Annotated in this window: 22 protein-coding genes and 1 pseudogene; 15 read left to right on the top strand and 8 right to left on the bottom strand. The window is 70.4% G+C overall.

Going from position 1 to position 23,076, the window contains the following annotated elements:
- Window positions 1-44 precede the first annotated feature (44 nt).
- Window positions 45-317: an HPr family phosphocarrier protein gene (locus Q7F20_RS07270; protein WP_305739441.1), complete on the bottom strand. Its 273-nt coding sequence runs from the start codon at window positions 315-317 to the stop codon at window positions 45-47.
- A gap of 75 nt (window positions 318-392) precedes the next feature.
- Window positions 393-1,163: a DeoR/GlpR family DNA-binding transcription regulator gene (locus Q7F20_RS07265; RefSeq protein WP_305739440.1), complete on the bottom strand. Its 771-nt coding sequence runs from the start codon at window positions 1,161-1,163 to the stop codon at window positions 393-395.
- A 266-nt stretch (window positions 1,164-1,429) separates the two neighbouring features.
- Between Q7F20_RS07265 and ptsP the strand changes: the two genes are divergently transcribed.
- The 8 genes and pseudogenes from ptsP to Q7F20_RS07225 all read left to right on the top strand — a co-directional run.
- Window positions 1,430-3,085 (top strand): phosphoenolpyruvate--protein phosphotransferase, encoded by a 1,656-nt coding sequence (gene ptsP, locus Q7F20_RS07260; protein WP_305739439.1) that lies wholly within the window; start codon window positions 1,430-1,432, stop codon window positions 3,083-3,085.
- A gap of 64 nt (window positions 3,086-3,149) precedes the next feature.
- Complete coding sequence (locus Q7F20_RS07255; protein WP_305739438.1) at window positions 3,150-4,706, top strand: PTS mannitol transporter subunit IICB; 1,557 nt, start codon at window positions 3,150-3,152, stop codon at window positions 4,704-4,706.
- 85 nt (window positions 4,707-4,791) lie between these two features.
- The gene (locus Q7F20_RS07250) at window positions 4,792-5,229 is read left to right on the top strand and encodes a PTS sugar transporter subunit IIA (protein WP_022907882.1); all 438 of its coding nucleotides are present in this window, start codon (window positions 4,792-4,794) and stop codon (window positions 5,227-5,229) included.
- On the top strand, window positions 5,226-6,383 hold the full coding sequence (locus tag Q7F20_RS07245) for a mannitol-1-phosphate 5-dehydrogenase (protein WP_305739437.1): 1,158 nt from the start codon (window positions 5,226-5,228) through the stop codon (window positions 6,381-6,383). Before Q7F20_RS07250 ends, Q7F20_RS07245 begins: the two co-directional genes overlap by 4 nt.
- Window positions 6,384-6,479: 96 nt before the next feature.
- Complete coding sequence (locus tag Q7F20_RS07240; RefSeq protein WP_305739436.1) at window positions 6,480-7,424, top strand: NADP-dependent oxidoreductase; 945 nt, start codon at window positions 6,480-6,482, stop codon at window positions 7,422-7,424.
- A 71-nt stretch (window positions 7,425-7,495) separates the two neighbouring features.
- Window positions 7,496-8,020 (top strand): DUF805 domain-containing protein, encoded by a 525-nt coding sequence (locus tag Q7F20_RS07235; protein WP_305739435.1) that lies wholly within the window; start codon window positions 7,496-7,498, stop codon window positions 8,018-8,020.
- A complete protein-coding gene (locus Q7F20_RS07230) occupies window positions 8,017-8,451 on the top strand; it encodes a DUF805 domain-containing protein (protein ID WP_305739434.1) in 435 nt (144 codons plus the stop codon). Before Q7F20_RS07235 ends, Q7F20_RS07230 begins: the two co-directional genes overlap by 4 nt.
- 15 nt (window positions 8,452-8,466) lie before the next feature.
- Window positions 8,467-8,634, top strand: a pseudogene (locus Q7F20_RS07225) (DUF805 domain-containing protein); the annotation flags it as partial.
- A 99-nt stretch (window positions 8,635-8,733) separates the two neighbouring features.
- Here the strand turns inward: Q7F20_RS07225 and Q7F20_RS07220 are convergent.
- From Q7F20_RS07220 to Q7F20_RS07195, 6 genes are all read right to left on the bottom strand, one after another.
- Window positions 8,734-9,378, bottom strand: coding sequence for a TNT domain-containing protein (locus Q7F20_RS07220; RefSeq protein ID WP_305739433.1), 645 nt, complete (start codon window positions 9,376-9,378; stop codon window positions 8,734-8,736).
- A 52-nt stretch (window positions 9,379-9,430) separates the two neighbouring features.
- The gene (locus tag Q7F20_RS07215) at window positions 9,431-10,204 is read right to left on the bottom strand and encodes a succinate dehydrogenase iron-sulfur subunit (RefSeq protein ID WP_305739432.1); all 774 of its coding nucleotides are present in this window, start codon (window positions 10,202-10,204) and stop codon (window positions 9,431-9,433) included.
- Between the two features lies 1 nt (window position 10,205).
- Window positions 10,206-11,999: a succinate dehydrogenase flavoprotein subunit gene (sdhA, locus tag Q7F20_RS07210; protein ID WP_305739431.1), complete on the bottom strand. Its 1,794-nt coding sequence runs from the start codon at window positions 11,997-11,999 to the stop codon at window positions 10,206-10,208.
- 73 nt (window positions 12,000-12,072) lie between these two features.
- Entirely contained in the window at window positions 12,073-12,519 is a 447-nt protein-coding gene (gene sdhD, locus Q7F20_RS07205) for a succinate dehydrogenase, hydrophobic membrane anchor protein (RefSeq protein ID WP_079236494.1), read from the bottom strand.
- Between the two features lie 11 nt (window positions 12,520-12,530).
- A complete protein-coding gene (sdhC, locus tag Q7F20_RS07200; protein WP_305739430.1) occupies window positions 12,531-12,980 on the bottom strand; it encodes a succinate dehydrogenase, cytochrome b556 subunit in 450 nt (149 codons plus the stop codon).
- 78 nt (window positions 12,981-13,058) lie between these two features.
- Window positions 13,059-14,297: a glycosyltransferase family 1 protein gene (locus Q7F20_RS07195; RefSeq protein ID WP_305739429.1), complete on the bottom strand. Its 1,239-nt coding sequence runs from the start codon at window positions 14,295-14,297 to the stop codon at window positions 13,059-13,061.
- Between the two features lie 233 nt (window positions 14,298-14,530).
- Here Q7F20_RS07195 and Q7F20_RS07190 point away from each other — a divergent pair, with 233 nt between their 5' ends.
- The 7 genes from Q7F20_RS07190 (at window position 14,531) to Q7F20_RS07160 (ending at window position 23,016) form a co-directional block, all read left to right on the top strand.
- Window positions 14,531-15,646 carry a mannose-1-phosphate guanylyltransferase gene (locus Q7F20_RS07190; protein ID WP_305739428.1) on the top strand — a complete coding sequence of 372 codons (1,116 nt, stop codon included), beginning with the start codon at window positions 14,531-14,533 and terminating at the stop codon, window positions 15,644-15,646.
- Between the two features lie 209 nt (window positions 15,647-15,855).
- Complete coding sequence (locus Q7F20_RS07185; protein ID WP_305739427.1) at window positions 15,856-16,932, top strand: BMP family protein; 1,077 nt, start codon at window positions 15,856-15,858, stop codon at window positions 16,930-16,932.
- Window positions 16,933-17,024: 92 nt separating this feature from the next.
- Window positions 17,025-18,545: an ABC transporter ATP-binding protein gene (locus Q7F20_RS07180; RefSeq protein WP_305739426.1), complete on the top strand. Its 1,521-nt coding sequence runs from the start codon at window positions 17,025-17,027 to the stop codon at window positions 18,543-18,545.
- The gene (locus Q7F20_RS07175; RefSeq protein ID WP_370871634.1) at window positions 18,542-19,873 is read left to right on the top strand and encodes an ABC transporter permease; all 1,332 of its coding nucleotides are present in this window, start codon (window positions 18,542-18,544) and stop codon (window positions 19,871-19,873) included. The genes Q7F20_RS07180 and Q7F20_RS07175 overlap by 4 nt, the downstream gene beginning before the upstream one ends.
- Window positions 19,870-21,159, top strand: a complete 1,290-nt coding sequence (locus Q7F20_RS07170; protein ID WP_370871633.1) for an ABC transporter permease — start codon at window positions 19,870-19,872, stop codon at window positions 21,157-21,159. The genes Q7F20_RS07175 and Q7F20_RS07170 overlap by 4 nt, the downstream gene beginning before the upstream one ends.
- Before the next feature lie 163 nt (window positions 21,160-21,322).
- On the top strand, window positions 21,323-21,721 hold the full coding sequence (locus tag Q7F20_RS07165) for a cytidine deaminase (protein WP_070419511.1): 399 nt from the start codon (window positions 21,323-21,325) through the stop codon (window positions 21,719-21,721).
- A 5-nt stretch (window positions 21,722-21,726) separates the two neighbouring features.
- Complete coding sequence (locus tag Q7F20_RS07160; protein WP_305739425.1) at window positions 21,727-23,016, top strand: thymidine phosphorylase; 1,290 nt, start codon at window positions 21,727-21,729, stop codon at window positions 23,014-23,016.
- The last annotated feature ends 60 nt before the right edge of the window (window positions 23,017-23,076 follow it).

Genomic DNA, 23,076 nt, shown 5'->3' with positions numbered 1-23,076 from the left:
AGGCGCGGTGCCAGCTGGCACCGCGCCTCCCGTCAGTCAGGTGGTCAGGCCGCGTCGTGGTCCGTCTTCAGGAACTCGACCAGGTTGTCCGCGGTCGTCTCGGCGTCGTCGCCGTTCACCGTCAGGGTGACCTCGTCGCCGTTCTCGATCCCGAGGCCGAGGAGCGCGAGGATGCTGCCGGCGTTCCCGGACTTGTCGCCCTTCGCGATCGTGACCTGGTGGCCGGACGCGGTCACGGTCTGGACGAACAGGGACGCGGGGCGGGCGTGCAGGCCGGACGCGCTGGCGACGGTGACGGTGCGGGTGGCTTCGGACATCGATGTACTCCTGTCGATGGGTGGTTGGCTCATGGTAGCGAGCGCGGGGTGGGCGGTTCCGGGGCGGGACGCAGGTCAGTCGCGGCCGGGCCAGAAGACCTCGGTGCCGGCGGCCTCGACCTCGCGGACGAGGTCGGCGTTCACGCCGGGGTCGGTGATGATGGTGTCGATCGCGGCGAGCGGGGCGACGCGGCCGAACTCCTCGCGGCCGAACTTGGTGTGGTCGGCGAGCAGGATGCTGCGGCGGGCGGACTTGATCATCGCGCTCTTCACGGCGGCCTCGGCCATGTTGTGCGTCGTGAGGCCACGCTCGGGCGTGATGCCGTTGATGCTGATGAACGCGACGTCGACGCTGACCATCCCGATGAGCTGGTGCGTCCACGTGCCGACGCCGGCGAGCGAGTCGCTGCGGATGTTGCCGCCGAGCAGGTGCAGGTCGATGCCCGGTCGGTTCGCGACCGCCATCGCGACCGGCAGGGAGTGCGTGACGACGGTGAGGCCACGGTCCGTCGGGAGCATCTCGGCGAGGCAGATCGTCGAGGTGCCGGCGTCGATCATCACCGACCCGTTCTCGGGCAGCTCGTCGAGGGCGGCCTCGGCGATGACCATCTTCTCGCTCTGGTTGATGCCGCCTCGGTCGCCGACCCCGGGGTGCAGGGTGATGCGCTCGACGGGGATCGCGCCGCCGTGCGCTCGTCGGACCAGTCCGCGCCGTTCGAGCGACGTGAGATCGCGTCGGATGGTCTCCGGGGTGACCTCGAGCAGCTCGGCGAGGTCCTTGACATCGACCCGCCCCTGCGCCCGCGCCTGCTCGACGATGCGCTGGTGGCGCTCTGGTGCGTACATCGGGGCCTCGTCGTCTCGGGTGCGTGGGGTAGTCGGAACAGAACGGACACGGCCGGGCACGTTCCGGGCGGCATCGCCGCGGACGGATCAGCCACCAGACGCAAACGGGCATCTGTTTCTGCATTTTTATCCCCGGATGTGTTTGTTTGTCAACGTGGATCGGGGTATGGTGCTGCTCAAGCCGCACCGGCGGGGTCCCGTCTCCGCGCTGCGCGCACCGAACGAACCACCCCACCGCAAGCGCGCGTGAGATGAAGGAGTCTCGAATGTCCGAACTGCTCGGCACCGGCGTCGGCCGTGGCGTCGCCCACGGCCCCGTGCTCCGCATGGCCGACCCGCTCGGCGAACCGTCGACGGACGCGCTGACCGGTTCGGCGGACGACGCGAAGCAGGCGGTGGCCTCGGCGATCGCCGCGGTGGCGGAGGACCTCAACAAGCGCGGCCAGCTCGCCGGCGGGGACGCCCAGGCCGTGCTCGAGGCGCAGGCGCTCATGGCGCAGGACCCCACCCTCCTCGACGACGTGCACGCCCGCATCGACGGCGGTACCAACGGTGAGCGTGCCGTGTTCGAGGCGTTCGGCCAGTTCCGCGACCTGCTCGTCTCGATGGGCGGCTACATGGGGGAGCGTGCTGCCGACCTCGACGACGTCGCCCAGCGCATCATCGCCAAGCTCCGCGGCGTCCACGCCCCGGGCGTGCCCGAGTCGGACACCCCCTTCGTGCTCGTCGCCCGCGACCTCGCCCCGGCCGACACGGCCCTCCTCGACCTCGACAAGGTCCTCGCCCTCGTCACCCGTGACGGCGGCCCGACCTCGCACACCGCGATCCTCGCCCGCGCCAAGGGCATCACCGCCATCGTCGGCGTCACCGGCGCCGACGACCTCTCCGACGGCACGGACGTCGTCGTGGACGCCGCAGCCGGCACGGTCGTGACCGACCCGTCGGCCGAGCTCGTCGCCGATGTCGAGCAGCGCATCGCCGACCGCCTCGCCGCGGCCGCAGCGCCCCTGACCGCCGGCGCGCTCGCCGACGGGCACACCGTCCCGCTGCTCGCGAACCTCGGCAGCCCCGCCGACGCCGCGGGCGCCGTTGCTCTCGGTGCGGAGGGCGTGGGGCTCTTCCGCACCGAGTTCCTCTTCCTCGACTCGCCGAAGGCGCCGACCGTCGACGAGCAGAAGGACTCCTACAAGCAGCTGCTCGAGGCCTTCCCGGGCAAGAAGGTCGTCGTCCGCGCGCTCGACGCCGGCGCCGACAAGCCGCTGCCGTTCCTCACCGACAAGGACGAGGAGAACCCGGCACTCGGCCGTCGTGGCCTCCGCGCACTCCGGAACCACCCCGAGGTGCTCCGCGACCAGCTCACCGCGCTCGCCCAGGCCGACGCCGAGACCGAGGCCGACCTCTGGGTCATGGCCCCGATGGTGGCCGACGCCGAGGAGACCGAGTACTTCGTCGACCTCGCCCGCGAGCTCGGCGTCCGCACCGCCGGCGTCATGGCCGAGGTCCCCTCGCTCGCGCTGATGGCCGAGCAGGTCTTCACCTCGGCAGACTTCGTGTCGATCGGCACCAACGACCTGACCCAGTACACGATGGCCGCCGACCGCATGCTCGGGACCGTGGCGTCCTACCAGGACCCGTGGCACCCCGCCGTGCTCCGGCTCGTCGCGCAGCTCGGCGCAGCGGGTGCGGACGCCGGCAAGCCCGTCGGGATCTGCGGTGAGGCAGCAGCCGACCCGCTGCTCGCCGTCGTGCTCGTCGGTCTCGGCGCCACGACCCTCTCCATGACCCCCGCGGCACTGGCCGACGTGCGCGCCGAACTCGGCAAGCACACGCTCGACCAGGCCCGCGAGATGGCCCAGGCAGCACTCGCCGCGAGCACGGCGGCGGCCGCGAAGTCCGCCGCTGCCGCGGCGCACGCCGCCTGATCCGACCCCACAGCACCACCTCCCTCCACACGCAGCAGCAGCACCTCACAGAAAGTCACCGCACATGACAACGTCGTCCGTTGCAGCGCCCGACGCTCCCGCGAAGTCGCGGGGCGGCGCACGCGTCGCCGTTCAGAAGTTCGGCACGTTCCTCTCCGGCATGGTCATGCCCAACATCGCGATCTTCATCGCGTGGGGCATCATCACCGCCTTCTTCATCGAGACCGGCTGGACGCCCGTGGGCATCCTCGGCGGGTTCGGCGAGACGGGCGGCGTCGCGAACGTCGGCCTCGTCGGTCCGATCCTGACCTACCTCATCCCGCTCGCGATCGCGATCCAGGGTGGCCGGATGGTCTACGAGACCCGTGGTGCGGTGGTCGGCTCGATCATGACCATGGGTGTCATCATCGGTGCCAACGGCACGACGATGATCCTCGGCGCGATGATCTGCGGGCCGCTCGGCGCGTACCTCATCAAGCAGGTCGACAAGCTCTGGGACGGCAAGATCAAGCCGGGCTTCGAGATGCTCGTGAACAACTACGCGGCCGGTATTCTCGGCTTCGGGTTGGCCATGGCCGGGTTCTTCTGGCTCGCGCCGCTGTTCAAGCTCATCGCCGAGGGTCTCGGCGACGCGGTGAACTTCCTCGTCCAGCACTCGCTGCTCCCGCTCGCCAGCGTGATCATCGAGCCGGCGAAGGTGTTCTTCCTCAACAACGCCATCAACCACGGTGTGCTCGACCAGCTCGGCGCGCAGCAGGTCCAGGAGTCCGGCAAGAGCATCCTCTTCCTGCTCGAGGCGAACCCCGGCCCGGGTCTCGGCATCCTGCTCGCCTTCACCTTCTTCGGTGTCGGCATCGCCCGCTCGACCGCTCCCGGCGCGATCATCATCCAGTTCCTCGGCGGTATCCACGAGATCTACTTCCCGTACGTGCTGCAGAAGCCGGTCCTGTTCATCGCCGTCATCCTCGGTGGTGCCACGGGCGTCGCGACCAACGTCGCGTTCCACTCCGGACTCGTCGCCCCGGCATCGCCCGGATCGATCTTCGCGGTGCTCGGTGCGACGGCGAAGGACAGCTTCCTCGGCGTCATCCTCTCGGTCGTCCTCTCCGCGGCGGTCTCCTTCGCGGTCGCGTCGTTCTTCCTCATCGCGACCCGCAAGCGTGACCTCGCGAACGGCGGCGGCGACATGAGCGCCGCGATGGCGAAGCTCCAGGCGAACAAGGGCCGGGACGTCAACGCCGCGACCTCGGGCCTGCTCGGCACCAACTCCCCGGCGAACGAGGAGGAGGCCGAGGCCTCGCTCGGCGGCGTCGGCTCGGCGACCACCGCGACCGCGACCCGCGTCCAGAACCTCGTGTTCGCCTGCGACGCCGGCATGGGCTCCAGCGCGATGGGTGCCAGCGTGCTCCGGAACAAGATCAAGAAGGCGGGCATCGAAGGGGTCACGGTCTCCAACAAGGCGATCGCGAACCTCTCCGGTGACGAGGACCTGATCATCACGCAGGAGGAGCTGACCGACCGCGCGAAGCAGAAGAACCCGAACGCACAGCACGTGTCGGTCGGCAACTTCATGAACGCGCCGCAGTACGACGAGGTCGTCGAACAGCTCAAGAACCAGTAACGAAGTGCAGTATCGGAGGGGGCGGGCCACGGCTCGTCCCCTCCACACGTCCACGACGCAACGTCACGAAGCAAGGAGAACCCCGATGCCCGTCCTGCAGGAGAGCCAGATCCGGATCCACACCGAGGACACCGCACCGACCAAGTCGGAGGCGATGAAGGAGGCGGCCGAGATCCTCGAGGCAGCAGGCGCGGTCACCGCGGACTACTACCCGGCGATGCTCGAGCGCGAGAAGAGCGTCTCGACGTACATGGGGAACTTCCTCGCCATCCCGCACGGCACGAACGACGCGAAGGACGCCATCAAGTCCTCGGCGCTGTCGTTCATCCGCTACGCCACCCCGATCGACTGGGACGGCAACCCCGTCCGCTTCGTCGTCGGCATCGCGGGCGTCAACAACGAGCACCTCGACATCCTGTCGAAGATCGCGATCGTGTTCAGCGACGAGGACGAGGTCCAGAAGCTGACCGACGCGCCCGACACCGCCGCCATCCTGTCGATCCTCGGTGAGGTCAACGAGTGAGCACCCCCACCGCCGTCCACTTCGGCGCCGGCAACATCGGCCGCGGCTTCGTCGGACTGCTCCTGCACGAGGCCGGGTACGAGGTCGTCTTCGCCGACGTCGCCGCACCGCTCATCGACGCCCTCGCCGCCGCCGACTCGTACACCGTGCACGAGGTCGGGCAGAACGCGCGCGACCACGAGGTCACGAACTTCCGCGCCCTGAACAGCGCGCAGGACGAGGCCGCCGTCGTCGCCGAGATCGCATCGGCGTCCGTCGTCACGTGCGCCGTCGGGCCGAACGTCCTGAAGTTCATCGCGCCCGTGATCGCGCAGGCGCTCCAGCAGCGCGACGCGGGCGCCGCACCGATCGCGGTCATGGCGTGCGAGAACGCCCTCAACGCGACCGACCGCCTGCGCGAGTTCATCGTCGAGGCGCTGCCCACCGACGTGCGCGACCAGGCCCTCGCCAAGGCCGTGTTCGCGAACACCGCGGTCGACCGGATCGTCCCGGCACAGCCGGAGGGCGCGGGCCTCGACGTCACCGTCGAGACCTACTACGAGTGGGCGATCGACCGCACGCCGTTCGGCGGACACGAGCCGGAGATCCCCGGCGCGCACTACGTCGACGGCCTCGCCGCATCGATCGAGCGCAAGCTCTTCACGGTGAACACCGGGCACGCCACCGTCGCGTACCACGGCTTCCTCGCCGGGGCGGACAAGATCTCGGACGCCATCGCGATCCCCGCGGTCCGCTCCGAGCTCGAGTCCGTGCTCGCCGAGACGAGCGACCTGCTCGTCCGTCGGCACGAGCTCGACCCCGAGGTGCACCGTGCGTACGTGCAGGCCATCATCGGCCGCTTCGAGAACCCGCACCTGCCCGACACCGTGACGCGCGTCGGCCGGCAGCCGCTGCGCAAGCTCTCGCGCGACGAGCGCTTCGTGTCGCCCGCCGCCGCCCTCGCCGAGGACGGCACGGAGCCGACGGCCCTGCTCGACGCGATGGGTGCTGCGCTGCGCTTCGACGTGCCGGACGACGAGCAGAGCGTCGAACTCCAGGCGCTGTTGCGCTCGGAGCGCAGCGACGCCGAGGTCGTGACCGAGATCACCGGGCTCGACGAGCAGCACCCGCTGCACGCCGCGTTCGCGGAGCGGGTGCGGTCGGTGCGCGCGTAGCGTCCTCGACGCCCCATCTGACGGACTGGAGGCGCGGTGCCAGCTGGCACCGCGCCTCCAGTCCGTCGTCGGGTTGCGGCGCGTAGCGTCGGGCGCATGACGAAGCACTGGGTCGCCCCGCGGTTCGGCGGCAGCGAAGTCCTCGAGTACGTCGACACCGAAGTGCCGGCACCGGGCCCCGGCGAGGTGACGATCGACGTCCGCGCCGCAGGCATGAACCCCGCCGACACGAAGCACACCCGACAGGGTGACCCCTCCGACCTGCCGATCGCCGTCGGTTACGAGGTCGCCGGCGTCCTGAGCGCCGTCGGCCCCGACACCGAGATCGCGTCCGGCGGGGGAGCGGTCGGTGACGAGGTCCTCGCGTTCCGTGTCCCGGGCGGGTGGGCCGAGCGCCTCACGGTGCCGGCGCGCGACGTGTTCGCCAAGCCCGCCGCGCTCGGGTTCCCCGAGGCGGCGAACCTCCTGCTCGCCGGCACCACGGCGGCCGACATGCTCCGCGTCACCCGGGCTTCCGGGAACGACACGGTCCTCGTGCACGGCGCGGCCGGCGCGGTCGGCGTCAGCCTGTTGCAGCAGCTCGGTCTGCTCGGGGCGCGGGTCATCGGCACCGCGTCCGAGCGCAACGCCGACACGGTCGCGGACTTCGGTGGCGAGTGGATCGCGTACGGCGACGGACTCGAGGACCGTGTCCGCGCACTGGTGTCCGACGGCACCGGCGACCGCATCGACGTAGCGCTCGACTGCGTCGGGACCGACGAGGCCGTCGACGTCTCCCTCGCGCTCGTCGCGGACCGGTCCCGGATCGTGACGATCGCCGCGCCCGGGCGAGCGGCGGCGGACGGCTTCCGGGCGATCGGCGGGGCCGAGCCGGAGAGCAAGGCGTTCCGGGACTCGGTGCGGCAGCGGCTCATCGACCTCGCGGGTGAGGGGCAGCTCGTCGTCCCCGTGGCACGGACGTTCCCGCTCGCCGAAGCGAACGCCGCGGCGGAACTGCTCGAGTCGCAGCACCCGGGCGGGAAGCTCGCGCTCGTGCCGTGACGCCACGGACGCGGTGGTGCCCTTCTGGTTGAATCGTCCTCGTACTTCAGCCAACACACGAGGGGGATCCGATGAGTGACCAGTACCCGCAGCAGAACCCGTACGGCCAGCAGCCCGCACCGACCGCACCCGGGGGCGAGCCGCCGATCTGGGCGCCCTGGTACGGCATCTCGTTCGGGAAGGCGTTCTCGCGGTTCTTCAAGAAGTACGCGACGTTCACCGGCCGTGCAAGCCGCAGCGAGTACTGGTGGTGGTACCTCTGGAGCGCCATCATCGGCACGGTCGCATCGATCATCACGGGCATCCTGACGGCGGCGACCGGCACCACGACCACCACGACGTCCTCGACCTACGTGGGCGTCTCGACGATGTCGACCAACCCGCTCGCCGGGACGGCGTTCTGGATCGTCGGACTCGCGCTCATCATCCCGACGCTGGCGCTCATCGTGCGACGGCTCCACGACGCGAACCTCAGCGGACTGCTCGCACTGCTGCTGCTCATCCCGTTCTTCGGTGCGATCGCGGTGTTCATCATGATGTTCCTGCCGTCGAACCCGGAGGGTGCCCGGTTCGACCGACCGACCGGGTCGCGATGACGACCGGCGGCGAACCCGGGTGGGGGCAGCCGGACGGTCAGCGACCCCCGGCCACCGGACAGCAGTACGGCGGGCAGCAGTACGGTCAGCCGTTCCCGCCGTACGGCCAGCCGTACGCGCAGTTCCAGCCTCCGATCCCGGCGGGGCCCGACGGCAGGCCGCCGCTCTGGGCGCCGTGGTACGGCATCGGCTTCCTCGACGCCACCACGCGGTTCTTCGCGAAGTACGCCCGGTTCGACGGGCGCGCCAGCCGGAGTGAGTTCTGGTTCTGGACGCTCGCGAACGGGCTGGTGAACCTCGTGTTCCTCGGCGCGTACCTCGTCGCGCTGTTCTCGTGGATCGCGGCGAACACGTCCACCGACGCCTACGGCGTGACACGGTCCGACGCCGTGGGTCCGCCCGTGGTCGCCCTGCTGATCGGCGGCGTCTGAAGCCTCTGGTGGCTCGCGACGATCGTCCCGAGCCTCGCACTGGGATGGCGTCGGGTGCACGACGCGAACCTGGCGGGACCGTTCTGGCTCATCGCACTGTTCGTCGGGATCGCCGCGATCGTCTTCGGCGCGCTCGAGTCGAACCCGGTCGGCGCGCAGTACGACCGTCCCGACCTCGGGTAGCGCGACCGTCCCGACCTCGGGGAGCGCGACCAGCACGACGAAGCGGCCCACTCCGTCAGGGGCGGGCCGCTTCGTCGTGCTCGGAGCGTCGGACCCGGGTCAGACCACCCGGAGCCGCGAGAGCGAACCGTCCACGACCAGGTCGCGCACAGTGACGGACGGATCCGCCGTCTGGAACCGGAGCGCGCCTCCTGGCTGCTCGAACCACGGGTGGACGAACCGGACCGTCACCAGGAACGGCCGCTCGACCAGGTACCGGTGCGTCTCGGGCGCCGCCGCCACGTGCGGCGGCAGCGACCGCTGGGGGAGCGGGGTGTCGAGCGGGTGCAGGAGGTAGCCGTCCGGCCCACCGACGCGGTCCACCGGCACGCCGGCCGGGATCTGGATCGTGAGACCCTGCTCGCCCGTCTGCGCCACCTGCTGCGCGAGCTGCGGGTACGTCGACGCCGCCCGGTCGCGGAGCCCGTCGAGTTCGTACCGGAGGATGTCCTTCGGTGCCGGGAAGGGCCGGTTGAGGAACCGTCGGAGCATCTCGACCGCGTCCGCCTCACCGCGGGCGGTCGCGAGACGCCGTGCCGTGCCGTAGTCGACGACCTCGAGCGCGAAGTCGTCGGTGCCGTCGATCGCCACCACACGGAGCGCACCCTCGACCGGGGGCTCGTGCAGGGTCTCTCCGGGGAGCTGCACGTAGCGGATCGTGTAGCCGAGCTGGTCGAGGATGGGGCGGGTCTCCGCGAAGGTCATGCAGCGGAGCCTATCGGTGGTGTCCCTGGCGAGCCTTGGACGACGCCGTGGGTCAGGCCCGGCCCCGCATGACGGCCTGCTTGACCTCGGAGATCGCCTTCGTGACCTGGATGCCGCGCGGGCAGGCGTCCGTGCAGTTGAAGGTCGTGCGGCAGCGCCACACGCCCTCCTTGTCGTTGAGGATGTCGAGGCGCACGTCGGCGGCGTCGTCGCGGGAGTCGAAGATGAACCGGTGCGCGTTCACGATCGCGGCCGGGCCGAAGTACTGGCCGTCCGTCCAGAACACCGGGCAGGACGACGTGCACGCGGCGCAGAGGATGCACTTCGTGGTGTCGTCGAAGCGGGCACGGTCGGCGACGGACTGCACGCGCTCCTTGCCCTTCTCGGGCGCGGTGCTCGCCTGCAGGAACGGCTGGACCTCGCGGTAGGACTTGAAGAACGGCTCCATGTCGACGACGAGGTCCTTCTCGAGCGGCAGACCCTTGATCGCCTCGACGTAGATCGGCTTCGAGACGTCGAGGTCCTTGATGAGCGTCTTGCACGCGAGCCGGTTGCGCCCGTTGATGCGCATCGCGTCGGAGCCGCAGACGCCGTGCGCGCAGGAGCGGCGGAAGGTCAGGGAGCCGTCCTGGTCCCACTTGATCTTGTGCAGGGCGTCGAGGATGCGGTCGGTCGGCAGCATCATGACGTCGAAGTCCTGCCAGCGCGGCTCGTCGTCGACGTCCGGGTCGAAGCGCCGGATGATGAGCGTCACCGGGAACGATCCGGGAGGGGCGTCCTGCACGGTGTCGGTGCGGGGTGCGTCGGAGACCAGGGTGTCGGTCATCTCAGTACTTCCTCTCCATCGGCTGGTACCGCGTCACGACGACTGGTTTCCAGTCGAGGGTGATGTGGTCGTCGGCGAGTGACGAGTGCGGATCGCCCGTCAGGTACGCCATGGTGTGCTGCATGTAGTGCTCGTCGTCGCGCTTCGGGTAGTCGTCGCGCATGTGGCCGCCGCGGGACTCCTTGCGGTTCCGGGCGGAGTAGACGACGACCTCGGCGAGGTCGAGCAGGAACCCGAGCTCGACGGCCTCGAGCAGGTCGGTGTTGAACCGCTTGCCCTTGTCCTGCACGGAGACCTGCAGGAAACGGTTGCGGAGCTCGTGGATGGTCTCGGTGACGCGGGCGAGCGACTCGTCGGTGCGGAACACCTGCGCGTTCTTGTCCATCTCGTCCTGCAGTTCCTTGCGCAGCACGGCGATGCGCTCGGTGCCGGTCGAGGCGCGGAGCTGGTCGAGCATGTCCTTGACGCCCTGCTCCGGGTGCTCGGGGAGCGGCAGGAACTCGGCGGTCTTGACCCACTCGGCGGCGTTGTTGCCGGAGCGCTTGCCGAACACGTTGATGTCGAGCAGGGAGTTCGTGCCGAGGCGGTTCGACCCGTGCACGGAGACGCAGGCGCACTCGCCGGCCGCGTAGAGCCCGGGGACGACCGCGGTGTTGTCGTACAGCACCTGCGCGTCGGTGTTCGTCGGGATGCCGCCCATCGCGTAGTGCGCCGTCGGCATGACGGGGACCGGCTCGACGACCGGGTCGACACCGAGGTAGGTGCGGGCGAACTCGGTGATGTCCGGGAGCTTGGTCTCGAGCACCTCGGCGCCGAGGTGCGTGCAGTCGAGCAGCACGTAGTCCTTGTTCGGCCCGGCGCCGCGGCCCTCGGCCACCTCTTGCACCATGCACCGGGCGACGATGTCACGCGGTGCGAGGTCCTTGATGGTGGGGGCGTAGCGCTCCATGAACCGCTCGCCCGATGCGTTGCGCAGGATCGCGCCCTCGCCGCGGGCGCCCTCGGTGAGGAGGATGCCGAGGCCGGCGAGCCCGGTCGGGTGGAACTGGAAGAACTCCATGTCCTCGAGCGGGAGCCCCGTGCGCCAGACGATGCCGACGCCGTCGCCGGTCAGGGTGTGCGCGTTTGAGGTGGTCTTGTACATCTTGCCGAAGCCACCGGTCGCGAAGATCATCGCCTTCGCGTGGAAGACGTGCAGGTCGCCGGTCGCGAGCTCGTACGCGACGACACCGGCGGGCTGCTTGCGGGTGACGCCGTCGTCGCCCGTGACGTCCACCATGATGAGGTCGAGCGCGTAGAACTCGTTGAAGAAGTTCACGCCGAGCTTCACGCAGTTCTGGAACAGCGTCTGCAGGATCATGTGGCCGGTGCGGTCGGCCGCGTAGCAGGCCCGGCGGACGGGGGACTTGCCGTGGTCGCGGGTGTGGCCGCCGAAGCGCCGCTGGTCGATCTTGCCCTCGGGGGTGCGGTTGAACGGCAGGCCCATGTTCTCGAGGTCGATGACCGCGTCGATCGCTTCTTTCGCGAGGATCTCGGCGGCGTCCTGGTCGACCAGGTAGTCGCCGCCCTTGATCGTGTCGAAGGTGTGCCACTCCCACGAGTCCTCTTCGACGTTCGCGAGCGCCGCGGCCATCCCGCCCTGCGCCGCACCGGTGTGCGAACGGGTCGGGTACAGCTTCGAGATGACGGCCGTCTTCGCCTTCGGGCCGGCCTCGATGGCGGCACGCATGCCGGCGCCGCCCGCGCCGATGATGACGATGTCGAACTGGTGGTGGTGAACGGTGGTCTCGGTCACTGGGGCCTTTCAGGTGGAACGCGTCGGCAGGGGTGGGCGACGCGCGGAGAGCAGGTGCGTGCGGGCGGCCGGGCTACTGCGCGGGGCAGAACGACGGCAGGTCCGCGGCGGCGGCGCCGGCGGGGCACGGGTCGAACGTCCAGCACACGAGCAGGCCGAGCACGATGAGCACGACGCATGCGATGAGGATCGCGACGAGCAGGGTCTTGCGGATGCCCGGCTTCGACACGTAGTCGTTGACGATCGTCCGCATGCCGTTGGAGCCGTGGATCAGGGCGAGGACCAGCATGAGCGAGTCCCACACCTGCCAGAACGGCGAGGCCCACTTGCCGGCGACGAACGCGAAGTCGATCTGCTTGACGCCCTCGCCGGCGACCATGTTGACGAAGAGGTGGCCGAAGATCAGCACGACGAGCAGGACGCCCGAGCCGCGCATGTAGATCCAGCCCCACTTCTCCCAGTTGGTGGTGCGGCGGGCTGCTGCTGCCGAGCGCGGGGGCTCGATGGTCTGCGTGGTCATCCGGATGCCCCCTAGTTGAAGTCCGCGACGAGGTTCATGAGCTGGCGCGGCAGGAAGCCGGCGATGGCGACCGCCCACAGGACGATCACGATCCAGAACATGGCCCGCTGGTACTTCGGGCCCTTCGACCAGAAGTCGATGAGGATGATCCGGAGCCCGTTGAACGCGTGGAAGACGATGGCCATCACGAGTGCGATCTCGCCGAGGTTCATGATCGGCGCCTTGTAGGTGCCGATCACCGCGTTGTACGCCTCGGGGGAGAGCCGCACGAGGGCGGTGTCGAGGATGTGCACGAGCAGGAAGAAGTAGATCGCGACGCCGGTGATGCGGTGCAGGACCCAGGACCACATCCCGACGGAACCCCGGTAGAGCGTGCCCTGCGGCGTCCGAGAGGCACGCGGCGCCTCGATCGTCACCGTCGGTTCGGCGGTCGCCGTACCCCCTGCGGTCTGCTCGGCCATGAGCTCGTCCTCCCATAGGACGGGCTCGCCCGATCGGCGAGCCCTTGCCGTTCGTGTTCGTGTGGAACAGGACCCATCCTATGCGCGCGCGCTGACCTTCTCGTGCCAACCCGTCCGGATGCCCCGCGTCGTGGCGGGCGGCGCGCCGATCGTGCGTGCCGTGTCGTGGTGGTCGAGCAGCTGGTCGCCGATCGCCTCCCACGTCGTCCCCTCGACCCGGAGTCGCCCGGCGGAGCCCATCCGCGCGGCCAGGGCGCGGTCGTGGTGCAGGGCGAGGACGGCCCGCCGGAGGGCCTGTGGCTCGTCCGGGTCGTACAGGTCGCCGTCCAGTCCCGGCGCGACGAGGTCGACCGGGCCGCCGGCACCGGGAGCGACGACCGGCAGCCCGCTGGCGTGCGCCTCCTGCAGGGTCTGGCCGAAGGTCTCCGCCGGTCCCGTGTGGACGAACAGGTCCAGGGCGGCGTAGGCGTCCGCGAGCGCGTCGCCGCGGAGCGGACCGGTGAACGTGACGTCGAGGTGTCGGAGACGCCGTTCGAGCGCCGCCCGCGAGGGACCGCCACCCGCGACCACGACCCGGATGCCCGGGACGCCGCCGAGCTCTGCGAGCCGCTCGACCTCCTTCTCGGGAGCCAGCCGTCCGACGTACCCGACGATGGTCTCGCCGCCCGGCGCGATCCGCCGCCGCAGTGCCCGCACGTGCGCCGAGGTGCGACGCGCGGGGTGGAAGAGCTCGGTGTCGACGCCGCGGCCCCAGCGCGCGACGCGGGGCACGCCGTCCTCGGCGAGCATCGCCGCGGTCGCGCTCGACGGCGCGAGCGTCAGCGAGGCGCCGGCGTGGATGCGTCCGAGGATCTTCCGCACCAACGGGACGGTCGCGGTCAGGCCGTTGCGGCGGGCGAACCCGGCCACGTCGGTCTGGAAGACGGCGACGGAGGGGATGCCGAGCCTCCCGGCCGCCGTGATCGCGCGCCCGCCCAGCAGGAACGGACTCGCGGCGTGGAGCACGTCGGCGCCGGAGGCGGCGAGGATGGTGTCGAGCACCGGGTGGGGGAGCGCGACCGGGAACTGGCGGTACGCGACGGCCGGGACCCGGTGGACGTCGAAGGAGCGGTACCGCTCGACCGCGGTCCGCGAGCGGAACTGCGCGATGCCGGGGGTGTCCGGCGCGATGACGACCGCGCGGTGGCCGCGGCGCTCCAGGTGGTCCAGCACCGCGAGGACGCTGGTGGTGACGCCGTTGAGGGTGGGCAGGAAGCTCTCGGTCACGACGGCGACGGTCCGTTGGGACGTGCCGCGCTCCACGCTGCGTGCGTTCATGGCGTGGCCCATGCTCCGCGCGCCCCGTGTCCCCGCGGGGCCGTCGACGTGAACACCGAGCACGCAGGGGGTGAACAGCCGCGTCCGCGGGTGGGCGACGAGCGGCCGGGAGGCGCGGCGCACGACCGGCGGGCGGGCTGCGGTCGCCGTGTGCGGACTCCCGCACCGCGTCCGTGCGGGAAGCGTGCGGGAACCACCCAGGTCGCGCCCGGCCGCACCGGTACGGTGAGCAGGTGGCAGACGCACTCGAGGACTTCTACGCGATCATCCCCGCCGGGGGCATCGGATCGCGGCTCTGGCCGTTGTCGCGCGCGGACGCGCCCAAGTTCCTGCACGACCTGACCGGTTCCGGCACCTCGCTGCTCCGGCAGACGTGGGACCGTCTCGCGCCCCTCGCCGGCGAGCAGCGGATCATGGTCGTCACCGGCCGCGCGCACCGCGTCGCCGTCGAGTCGCAGCTCCCCGGCGTCGAGGACCACAACGTCGTGCTCGAGAGCGAGCCGAAGGACTCCACGGCGGCCATCGGTCTCGCCGCAGCGATCCTGCGCCGTCGCGAGCCGGACGTCGTCATCGGTTCCTTCGCGGCGGACCACGTCATCGGTGACGCCCGCGGCTTCCGACGCTCGGTCCGCGAAGCGGTCGTCTCCGCCCGGGCCGGCTACATCACGACGATCGGCATCACGCCGACCGAGCCGGCGATCGGGTTCGGCTACATCCACGCCCACGACGACCCGATCGGGATCGAGGGCGCTCCGACCGCCCACGCGGTGCGCTCCTTCGTCGAGAAGCCCGACCTCGACACCGCGCGCTCCTACGTCGACCAGGGCACCTACCTCTGGAACGCGGGCATGTTCATCGCCCGCGCCGACGTGCTGCTCGCCGAGATCGGCCGGACCAAGCCCGAGCTGCTCGCCGGCATCGAGGAGCTCGCCGACGCGTGGGACACCTCGGCGCGGGGCGCCGTCGTGGACGCGGTGTGGCCGAACCTCGAGAAGATCGCGATCGACTACACCGTCGCCGAGCCGGCCGCCGCTGCGGGGCGGATGGCGGTCGTCCCCGGTGACTTCGACTGGGACGACGTCGGCGACTTCGCCTCGCTCGCCAAGCTGCAGTCCGGCGGTCGCGCGAACAACCTCGCGGTGCTCGGGGACGGCGCGCGCATCCTGGCGGACTCGTCGAGCGGCATCGTCGTCTCGCACAGCCAGCGGCTCATCTCGCTCATCGGCGTCGAGGACATCGTCGTCGTGGACACCCCGGACGCCCTGCTCGTGACCACCAGTGCGAACGCGCAGCGGGTCAAGGGTGTGGTGGATGCACTGAAGATCAGCGGTCGCGGCGACGTCCTGTAGCGCTCCACCACGAAAAGCGCTTGACGTCCCCCGAACTGGGGGCGGAACCGTGACTCCCCGTTACGGGCGCGTTTCGGCGCGGTCGCGATCCCGTAACTGATCCCAGGAGTCCCTCAGGGGCGTTCTGTACCGGCCGGGCGGTCGTGTACTGTCGCCACGATCGCCCGGAACGCACGTGGTCCGGGCACGCTCCCCGGAGGAACCCACCCGTGACATCTCGTACCCGTCAGGTCCTGCTGAGCTCCCTCGCGCTCGCCGGAACCGTCGCCGTCCTCGCCGGTTGCTCGGCCGCCCCGTCCGACAACGCGTCCGGCGATGCCAAGACCAGCTTCCGCCCCTGCATGGTCTCCGACGCCGGTGGCTTCGACGACAAGTCGTTCAACCAGCTCGGGTTCGAGGGCATGAAGGACGCCGCGTCCGACCTCGGCGCCACCTACAAGTCGGCCGAGTCCAAGGACGCCACCGTCTACGACTCGAACATCGAGCAGCTCATCGGCCAGAACTGCAACCTCATCGTGACCGTCGGCTTCAACCTCGCCGACGCCACGAAGAAGCAGGCCGCTGCGAACCCCGACACCGACTTCGCGATCATCGACGACAACTCGATCAAGGCGAAGAACGTCAAGCCGATCACCTTCGACACCTCGCAGGCGGCGTTCCTCGCCGGCTACGCGGCCGCCTCGTACTCGAAGAGCGGCGTCGTCGGCACCTTCGGCGGCATGCAGATCCCGACCGTCACCATCTTCATGGACGGCTTCGCGGACGGCGTGAAGTACTACAACGAGCAGAAGTCGAAGGACGTCAAGGTCGTCGGCTGGGACGTCGACAGCCAGAAGGGCTCCTTCACGGGCGGCTTCGAGGCCGGCACGCAGGCCAAGGCCGTCGCGCAGACCCTGATCGACCAGGACGCCGACGTGATCCTGCCCGTCGGTGGTCCGATCTACCAGTCCGCTGCCGAGGCGATCAAGGACGCGAACAACGGCTCCGTCCTGATCGGTGCGGACAGCGACCTCTACGAGGCCGACCCGCGGTACAAGGACATCGCGTTCACGTCCGTCGAGAAGGGCATGCGCCCGGCTGTCAAGGACGTCGTCGAGCAGGCCGCCGACAAGAAGTACTCCAACGAGCCGTACGTCGGCACGCTGAAGAACGACGGCGTCGGCATCGCGCCGTTCCACGACTACGCCGACAAGGTCGACAGCGGCCTCGAGAAGGAGCTCGACACCATCAAGTCGGGCATCATCGACGGGTCGATCAAGGTCGAGACCAAGGCGACCGTCAAGTAGTCCGGTGAACGCGGGCGGGGGATGCACCCTCGCCCGCGTTTCCGTGCGCCGACCGCACGACAGACCCGATCACAGAAATAGACTCTGAGAACATGAAGCTCGAACTCCGCGGCATCACGAAGCGGTTCGGCCCCCTCGTCGCCAACGACCACATCTCGCTCACCGTCGAGCCGGGTGAGGTCCACTGTCTCCTCGGGGAGAACGGCGCCGGCAAGTCGACCCTGATGAACGTCCTGTACGGCCTGTACCAGGCGGACGAGGGCGAGATCCTCCTCGACGACGTCGTCCAGGACTTCGACGGACCCGGCGACGCCATGCGGTCCGGCATCGGCATGGTGCACCAGCACTTCATGCTCGTCCCCGTGTTCACGGTGGCCGAGAACGTCATGCTCGGACAAGAGGAGACCGCGTTCGGCGGCCGACTCGACCTCGCCGGTGCCCGCAAGCGCGTCCGCGAGATCTCCGAGCGCTTCGGGTTCGACGTGGATCCCGACGCCAAGGTGGAGGACCTCCCGGTCGGTGTCCAGCAGCGCGTCGAGATCATCAAGGCGCTGTCCCGCGACGCCTCGGTCCTGGTGTTCGACGAGCCGACGGCCGTCCTCACGCCGCAGGAGACCGACGAGCTGATGGGCATCATGCGGCAGCTCCGTGCGGCCGGCACAGCGATCGTCTTCATCACCCACAAGCTGCGCGAGGTGCGCGAGGTCGCCGACCGCATCACCGTGATCCGCCTCGGCAAGGTCGTCGGCGAGGCATCGCCCACCGCGACGAACAACGAGCTCGCGGCGCTCATGGTCGGCCGTGCCGTCTCCCTCGTCGTCGACAAGGCACCCGCGACGGGTGGCGAGGACGCCCTCGTCGTCGACGGGCTGACCGTCACCGACCCCTCCGGGATCGTCCTCGTCGACGACGTCTCGTTCACGGTCCGACGCGGCGAGGTCCTCGCCATCGCCGGGGTGCAGGGCAACGGACAGACCGAGCTGACCGAGGCGATCCTCGGCCTCGAGCCGGTGCACGCCGGCCACGTGACGCTCGACGGACGAGAGCTCACCGGCCGCACCGTCAAGCAGATCCTCGACGCCGGCGTCGGCTTCGTGCCGGAGGACCGCAAGGAGGACGGGCTCGTCGGCGAGTTCACCATCGCCGAGAACCTCATGCTCGACCGCGCCGACCACGCCGAGTTCGTCCGCGCCGGCACGATCCGGTCGGCGGAGCGCGACGCGTTCGCCGACGAGAAGATCGCCGAGTTCGACATCCGCACGCCGAGCCGCACCACCGCGGCCGGCCGGCTGTCCGGCGGCAACCAGCAGAAGATCGTCCTCGCCCGCGAGCTGAGCCGCGACCTGCGCCTCTTCGTCGCGGCGCAGCCGACCCGCGGCATCGACGTCGGGTCGATCGAGTTCGTGCACAAGCGGATCGTCGCCACCCGCGACACCGGCGTCCCGGTCATCGTCGTCTCCACCGAGCTCGACGAGGTCGTGGCACTCGCCGACCGGATCGCCGTGATGTACCGCGGCGGGATCGTCGGCATCGTCCCCGCGGACACCCCGCGGGACGTCCTCGGCCTCATGATGGCCGGAGAACTCCCAGAAGGAACGGAGCTGGCAGCGTGAGCACCCCCACGCCAGACAACACGCAGCCGGAAGCGCCGCTGACCGACGACCGCCTGCAGGACGTCGAGTCCACCCCGCACCTCATGACGGACTCCGCCGAGGACACCGAGCGACGCCAGGGCGGCGACCGCTGGCAGGCCGCGGTGCAGGGCATCGTGAACGGTTCGGCCCTCGTCACGGTCCTCGCCGTCGTCCTCGCCCTCGTCGCGTGCGGCATCCTGATCGCCATCACCGACGAGAACGTCCGCTCGGCGGCCGGGTACTTCTTCGCCCGTCCGGCGGACACGTTCCGCGCGATCGGCACCGCGGTCGGTGGTGCCTACGCCTCGCTCTTCGAGGGGTCGGTCATCAACTTCGGTGCGACGAGCTTGCAGCAGGCCATCGTCCCGCTGACCCGCTCGATCGACTACGCCGTGCCGCTCATCGCGGCCGGCCTCGGGATCGCCCTGTCGTTCCGTGCCGGACTGTTCAACATCGGCGGCCAGGGCCAGATCCTGATGGGCGCCGCGGCGGCCGGGTGGGTCGGGTTCTCGTTCGACGGCCCCGCGGCGATCCACATCCCGCTCACGATCATCGCCGGCATCGTCGGCGGTGCGGTCTGGGCCGGGATCGTCGGCGTCCTCAAGGCGCGGACCGGCGCCAACGAGGTCGTCCTCACGATCATGCTCAACTACGTCGCGCTGTACCTCGTGAGCTACATGCTCCGCACCCCGGGCCTGCTGCAGGCGCCGGGCAGCCCGAACCCGATCTCGCCCGCGACGAAGGACAGCGCGGTTCTCCCGCCCCTGTTCGGCGCGCGATACGGCGTGGACCTCGGCTTCGTCGTGGCGATCGTCGCGGTCGTCGTCGTGTGGTGGCTCGTGAACAAGTCCTCGCTCGGCTTCCGGTTCCGCACCATCGGTGAGAACCCGCGTGCCGCCCGCGTGGCCGGCATGAGCGTGCCGTCCCTGACCATCTGGGTCCTCGTCATCTCCGGTGCCCTCGTCGGCATCGCCGGGGCGTACCAGGTGCAGGGCGCGGTGACGACCGGGTTCACCTCCGGCATCGACGCCGGCATCGGGTTCGACGCCATCACCGTGGCGCTCCTCGGCCGGTCGAAGCCGTGGGGTGTGTTCTGGGCCGCGATCCTGTTCGGCGTCCTGAAGAACGGCGGCTACGCCATGCAGGCCGCGAACGGCATCCCGATCGACATCGTGGGCGTCATCCAGGCGCTCATCGTCCTCTTCATCGCGGCCCCGCCGCTCGTCCGCGCGATCTTCCGGATCCCGCAGCCGGGTGCACGGCGCCGAGCCTCCACGAAGAACAGCAAGAAGGCGGTCGCCGCGTGAGCACCATCAGCCCCACCGCGCCCAGCGCGTCGTCGGCCCTCGGCCGCGGCATCGAGACCACCCGCAGCTGGAAGCTGGCGATCGGGTACGGCGTCTTCACGGTGATCGCCCTCGTGCTGTTCGCGCTGCTGCCCCGCACCGGGACGACCACGTTCCGCCTCGCCAACAGCGGTGACTTCTTCGCCCTGCCCGACGTGCCGCTGCCGGCCGTCGGGACCGGGATCGTCGTGGTCGTGCTGCTCGCCGTCCTCACCGTCTACGCGGTGATCGAGACCCGTGCGGTGCGCCGCGTGCCGGTGTGGGTCACCGCGGTGTTCGCCGTGGTGTTCGTCATCGGGTTCCTGACGTGGGCGGCCGCGGGCAAGTCCCTGCCGATCCCCGGCCTGCTGCTCGGCGCGCTGAGCCTGAGCGTCCCGCTGGTGTTCGGCGCCCTCGGCGGCGTCATCTCCGAGCGCGTCGGCGTGGTGAACATCGCGATCGAGGGCCAGTTCCTCGCCGGGGCCTTCAGCTCCGCCATGGTCGCCTCCATCACGGGCTCCCCGTGGGTCGGCCTCGTGGCGGCGCTCGTCGCGGGCACGCTCGTGTCGTTCATCCTCGCTGCCTTCAGCATCAAGTACCTCGTCGACCAGGTGATCGTCGGCGTCGTCATCAACGCCTTCATCTCCGGCCTGACCGGCTTCCTCTACTCGCAGGTGCTGTCGCCGAACGAGACCACGCTCAACGTGGGCGTCCGGTTCCCGATCCTCCCGATCCCGGTCCTGCACCAGATCCCCGTGATCGGTCCGGTGTTCTTCGAGCAGCGGGTCACGGTCTACCTGGCCTACGTGGCGGTCGCGGTCGTCACGTTCGGGCTCTTCAAGACCCGCTGGGGCCTGCGGCTCCGCGCGGTCGGCGAGCACCCGCAGGCTGCCGACACCGTCGGCATCAACGTCACCGGCACCCGGTTCTGGAACGTGTCCCTCGCCGGTGCGATCGCCGGCCTGGGCGGCGCGTACTTCACGCTCGACGCGGTCGGACCGTTCACCAAGGACATGACCGCCGGCGCGGGCTACATCGCACTCGCGGCGGTCATCTTCGGTCGCTGGGACCCGATCAAGGCCACGTTCGCGGCGCTGCTGTTCGGCTTCGCGTCGAACCTGCAGAACACCCTCGGCGCGATCAACTCGCCCGTGCCGAGCGAGTTCCTGCTCATGCTCCCGTACGTGGTGACGATCTTCGCGGTGGCCGGCCTGGTCGGACAGTCGCGCGGTCCCGCCGCGTCCGGCAAGCCGTACATCAAGAGCTGACGGCCAGGAGGCACGGCACATGACCGACACGCACGCTGCGGACGACGACCGGTCCACGTCCACCGACGCGGCCGGCTGGGCGGACCCGGCCACGGCCCTGGACGGACGCGGCGGCCGGGCCGCCGCCGACGGTACGGGGGCCGAGCCGAGCCTCCCGACGGACGTGGACTGGACCGCCCTGCGGACCGCCGCGACGGCCGCGATGGGGCACGCCTACGCGCCGTACTCGTCGTTCCCGGTGGGCGCCGCGGCGCTCACCGACGACGGCCGCATCGTGTCCGGCTGCAACGTCGAGAACGCCTCGTACGGGGTGACGCTCTGCGCCGAGTGCTCGCTCGTCTCGCAGCTGCACATGACGGGCGGCGGCAAGCTCGTCGCCTTCACGTGCGTGGACGGCGACGGCGCCACGCTCATGCCGTGCGGGCGCTGCCGACAGCTGCTGTTCGAGCACTCGACCGAGGGCATGCTCCTCGAGACCGTCTCCGGCATCCGCACCATCGACGAGGTCCTGCCGGACGCCTTCGGGCCGCGGACCCTCGCCACCTACCAGCAGGAGCACTGATCCACATGGCCGTCGAGCCGTTCGACACCGTCGACCTCATCCGCACCAAGCGCTCCGGGGGCGTGCTGAGCACCGCCGAGGTCGACTGGCTCGTCGACGCCTACACCCGCGGCTACGTCGAGGACCCGCAGATGGCGGCGATGGCGATGGCGATCTTCCTGAACGGGATGGAGCGGCGTGAGATCAAGGACCTCACGCTCGCGATGATCGCATCGGGGGAGCGGATGTCGTTCTCGTCGCTCGGCAAGACGACGGTCGACAAGCACTCGACCGGTGGCGTCGGCGACAAGATCACGCTGCCGTTGGCGCCCCTCGTGGCGTCGTTCGGGGTCGCGGTGCCGCAGCTGTCCGGTCGCGGACTCGGGCACACCGGCGGCACGCTCGACAAGCTCGAGTCGATCCCCGGGTGGCAGGCGGCGCTGTCGAACGACCGCATGCTGTCGATCCTGTCCGACGTCGGGGCCGTCATCTGCGCCGCCGGCTCCGGCCTGGCACCCGCGGACAAGAAGCTCTACGCGCTCCGCGACATCACCGGCACCGTCGAGAGCATCCCGCTCATCGCGTCGAGCATCATGTCGAAGAAGATCGCCGAGGGCACCGGCGCGCTCGTGCTCGACGTGAAGTTCGGGTCGGGGGCGTTCATGCCCTCGTACGAGGCGTCCCGCGAGCTGGCGCAGACGATGGTCGACCTCGGGAACGACGCCGGGGTGAAGACCTCGGCGCTCCTGACCGACATGGAGGTCCCGCTCGGACTGACGATCGGCAACGCGCTCGAGGTGCGGGAGTCGGTGGAGGTCCTGGCGGGCGGCGGCCCGGCCGACGTCGTCGCGCTGACCGTGGCGCTGGCGACCGAGATGCTGACGCTGGCCGGGCTGCCGGACGCCGATCCGGCCGCCGCCCTGGCCGACGGTCGGGCGATGGACACCTGGCGGCGGATGATCTCCGCGCAGGGAGGCGATCCGGCGGCTGCGCTGCCGGTCGCTCGGGAACAGCACGTCGTGACCGCGTCGTCGTCCGGCGTGCTCGTCTCGCAGGAGGCCCTGCCGTTCGGCATCGCCGCGTGGCGCCTCGGTGCCGGCCGTGCCCGCGCGCAGGACCCGGTGCAGGCCGGGGCCGGCATCGAGCTGCACGTGAAGCCGGGCGACACCGTGACCGAGGGGCAGCCGCTGTGGACGCTGCACACCGACGAGCCCGAGCGGTTCGACCGGGCGCTGGCGTCGCTCGAGGGGGCGTGGTCGATCGGCTCGACCGCGCCGGAGCGTGGGCCGATCGTGCGGGAGCGCATCACGGGCTGAGGGTCGTCGGGGCTCCCGGGTGCGGGGTGCGGGGTCCGGGGTGCGGGGTGCGGGGTCCGG

Source organism: Curtobacterium sp. A7_M15, from assembly GCF_030705415.1.
In the GTDB taxonomy this organism is placed as follows: Bacteria; Actinomycetota; Actinomycetes; order Actinomycetales; family Microbacteriaceae; genus Curtobacterium.
Note: the sequence above shows the minus strand (reverse complement) of the source record. Positions and strands in the feature narration are given on the sequence as shown.

Bases quoted from the DNA above. Each gene is read 5' to 3' on its own strand.
- sdhD (WP_079236494.1), bottom strand. From the start codon at position 12,519: ATGACCACGCAGACCATCGAGCCCCCGCGCTCGGCAGCAGCAGCCCGC.
- Q7F20_RS07220 (WP_305739433.1), bottom strand. From the start codon at position 9,378: ATGACCTTCGCGGAGACCCGCCCCATCCTCGACCAGCTCGGCTACACG.
- Q7F20_RS07250 (WP_022907882.1), top strand. From the start codon at position 4,792: ATGCCCGTCCTGCAGGAGAGCCAGATCCGGATCCACACCGAGGACACC.
- Q7F20_RS07230 (WP_305739434.1), top strand. From the start codon at position 8,017: ATGACGACCGGCGGCGAACCCGGGTGGGGGCAGCCGGACGGTCAGCGA.
- Q7F20_RS07235 (WP_305739435.1), top strand. From the start codon at position 7,496: ATGAGTGACCAGTACCCGCAGCAGAACCCGTACGGCCAGCAGCCCGCA.
- Q7F20_RS07160 (WP_305739425.1), top strand. From the start codon at position 21,727: ATGGCCGTCGAGCCGTTCGACACCGTCGACCTCATCCGCACCAAGCGC.
- Q7F20_RS07195 (WP_305739429.1), bottom strand. From the start codon at position 14,297: ATGAACGCACGCAGCGTGGAGCGCGGCACGTCCCAACGGACCGTCGCC.
- Q7F20_RS07215 (WP_305739432.1), bottom strand. From the start codon at position 10,204: ATGACCGACACCCTGGTCTCCGACGCACCCCGCACCGACACCGTGCAG.
- Q7F20_RS07240 (WP_305739436.1), top strand. From the start codon at position 6,480: ATGACGAAGCACTGGGTCGCCCCGCGGTTCGGCGGCAGCGAAGTCCTC.
- Q7F20_RS07265 (WP_305739440.1), bottom strand. From the start codon at position 1,163: ATGTACGCACCAGAGCGCCACCAGCGCATCGTCGAGCAGGCGCGGGCG.
- ptsP (WP_305739439.1), top strand. From the start codon at position 1,430: ATGTCCGAACTGCTCGGCACCGGCGTCGGCCGTGGCGTCGCCCACGGC.
- Q7F20_RS07180 (WP_305739426.1), top strand. From the start codon at position 17,025: ATGAAGCTCGAACTCCGCGGCATCACGAAGCGGTTCGGCCCCCTCGTC.
- sdhC (WP_305739430.1), bottom strand. From the start codon at position 12,980: ATGGCCGAGCAGACCGCAGGGGGTACGGCGACCGCCGAACCGACGGTG.
- Q7F20_RS07255 (WP_305739438.1), top strand. From the start codon at position 3,150: ATGACAACGTCGTCCGTTGCAGCGCCCGACGCTCCCGCGAAGTCGCGG.
- Q7F20_RS07270 (WP_305739441.1), bottom strand. From the start codon at position 317: ATGTCCGAAGCCACCCGCACCGTCACCGTCGCCAGCGCGTCCGGCCTG.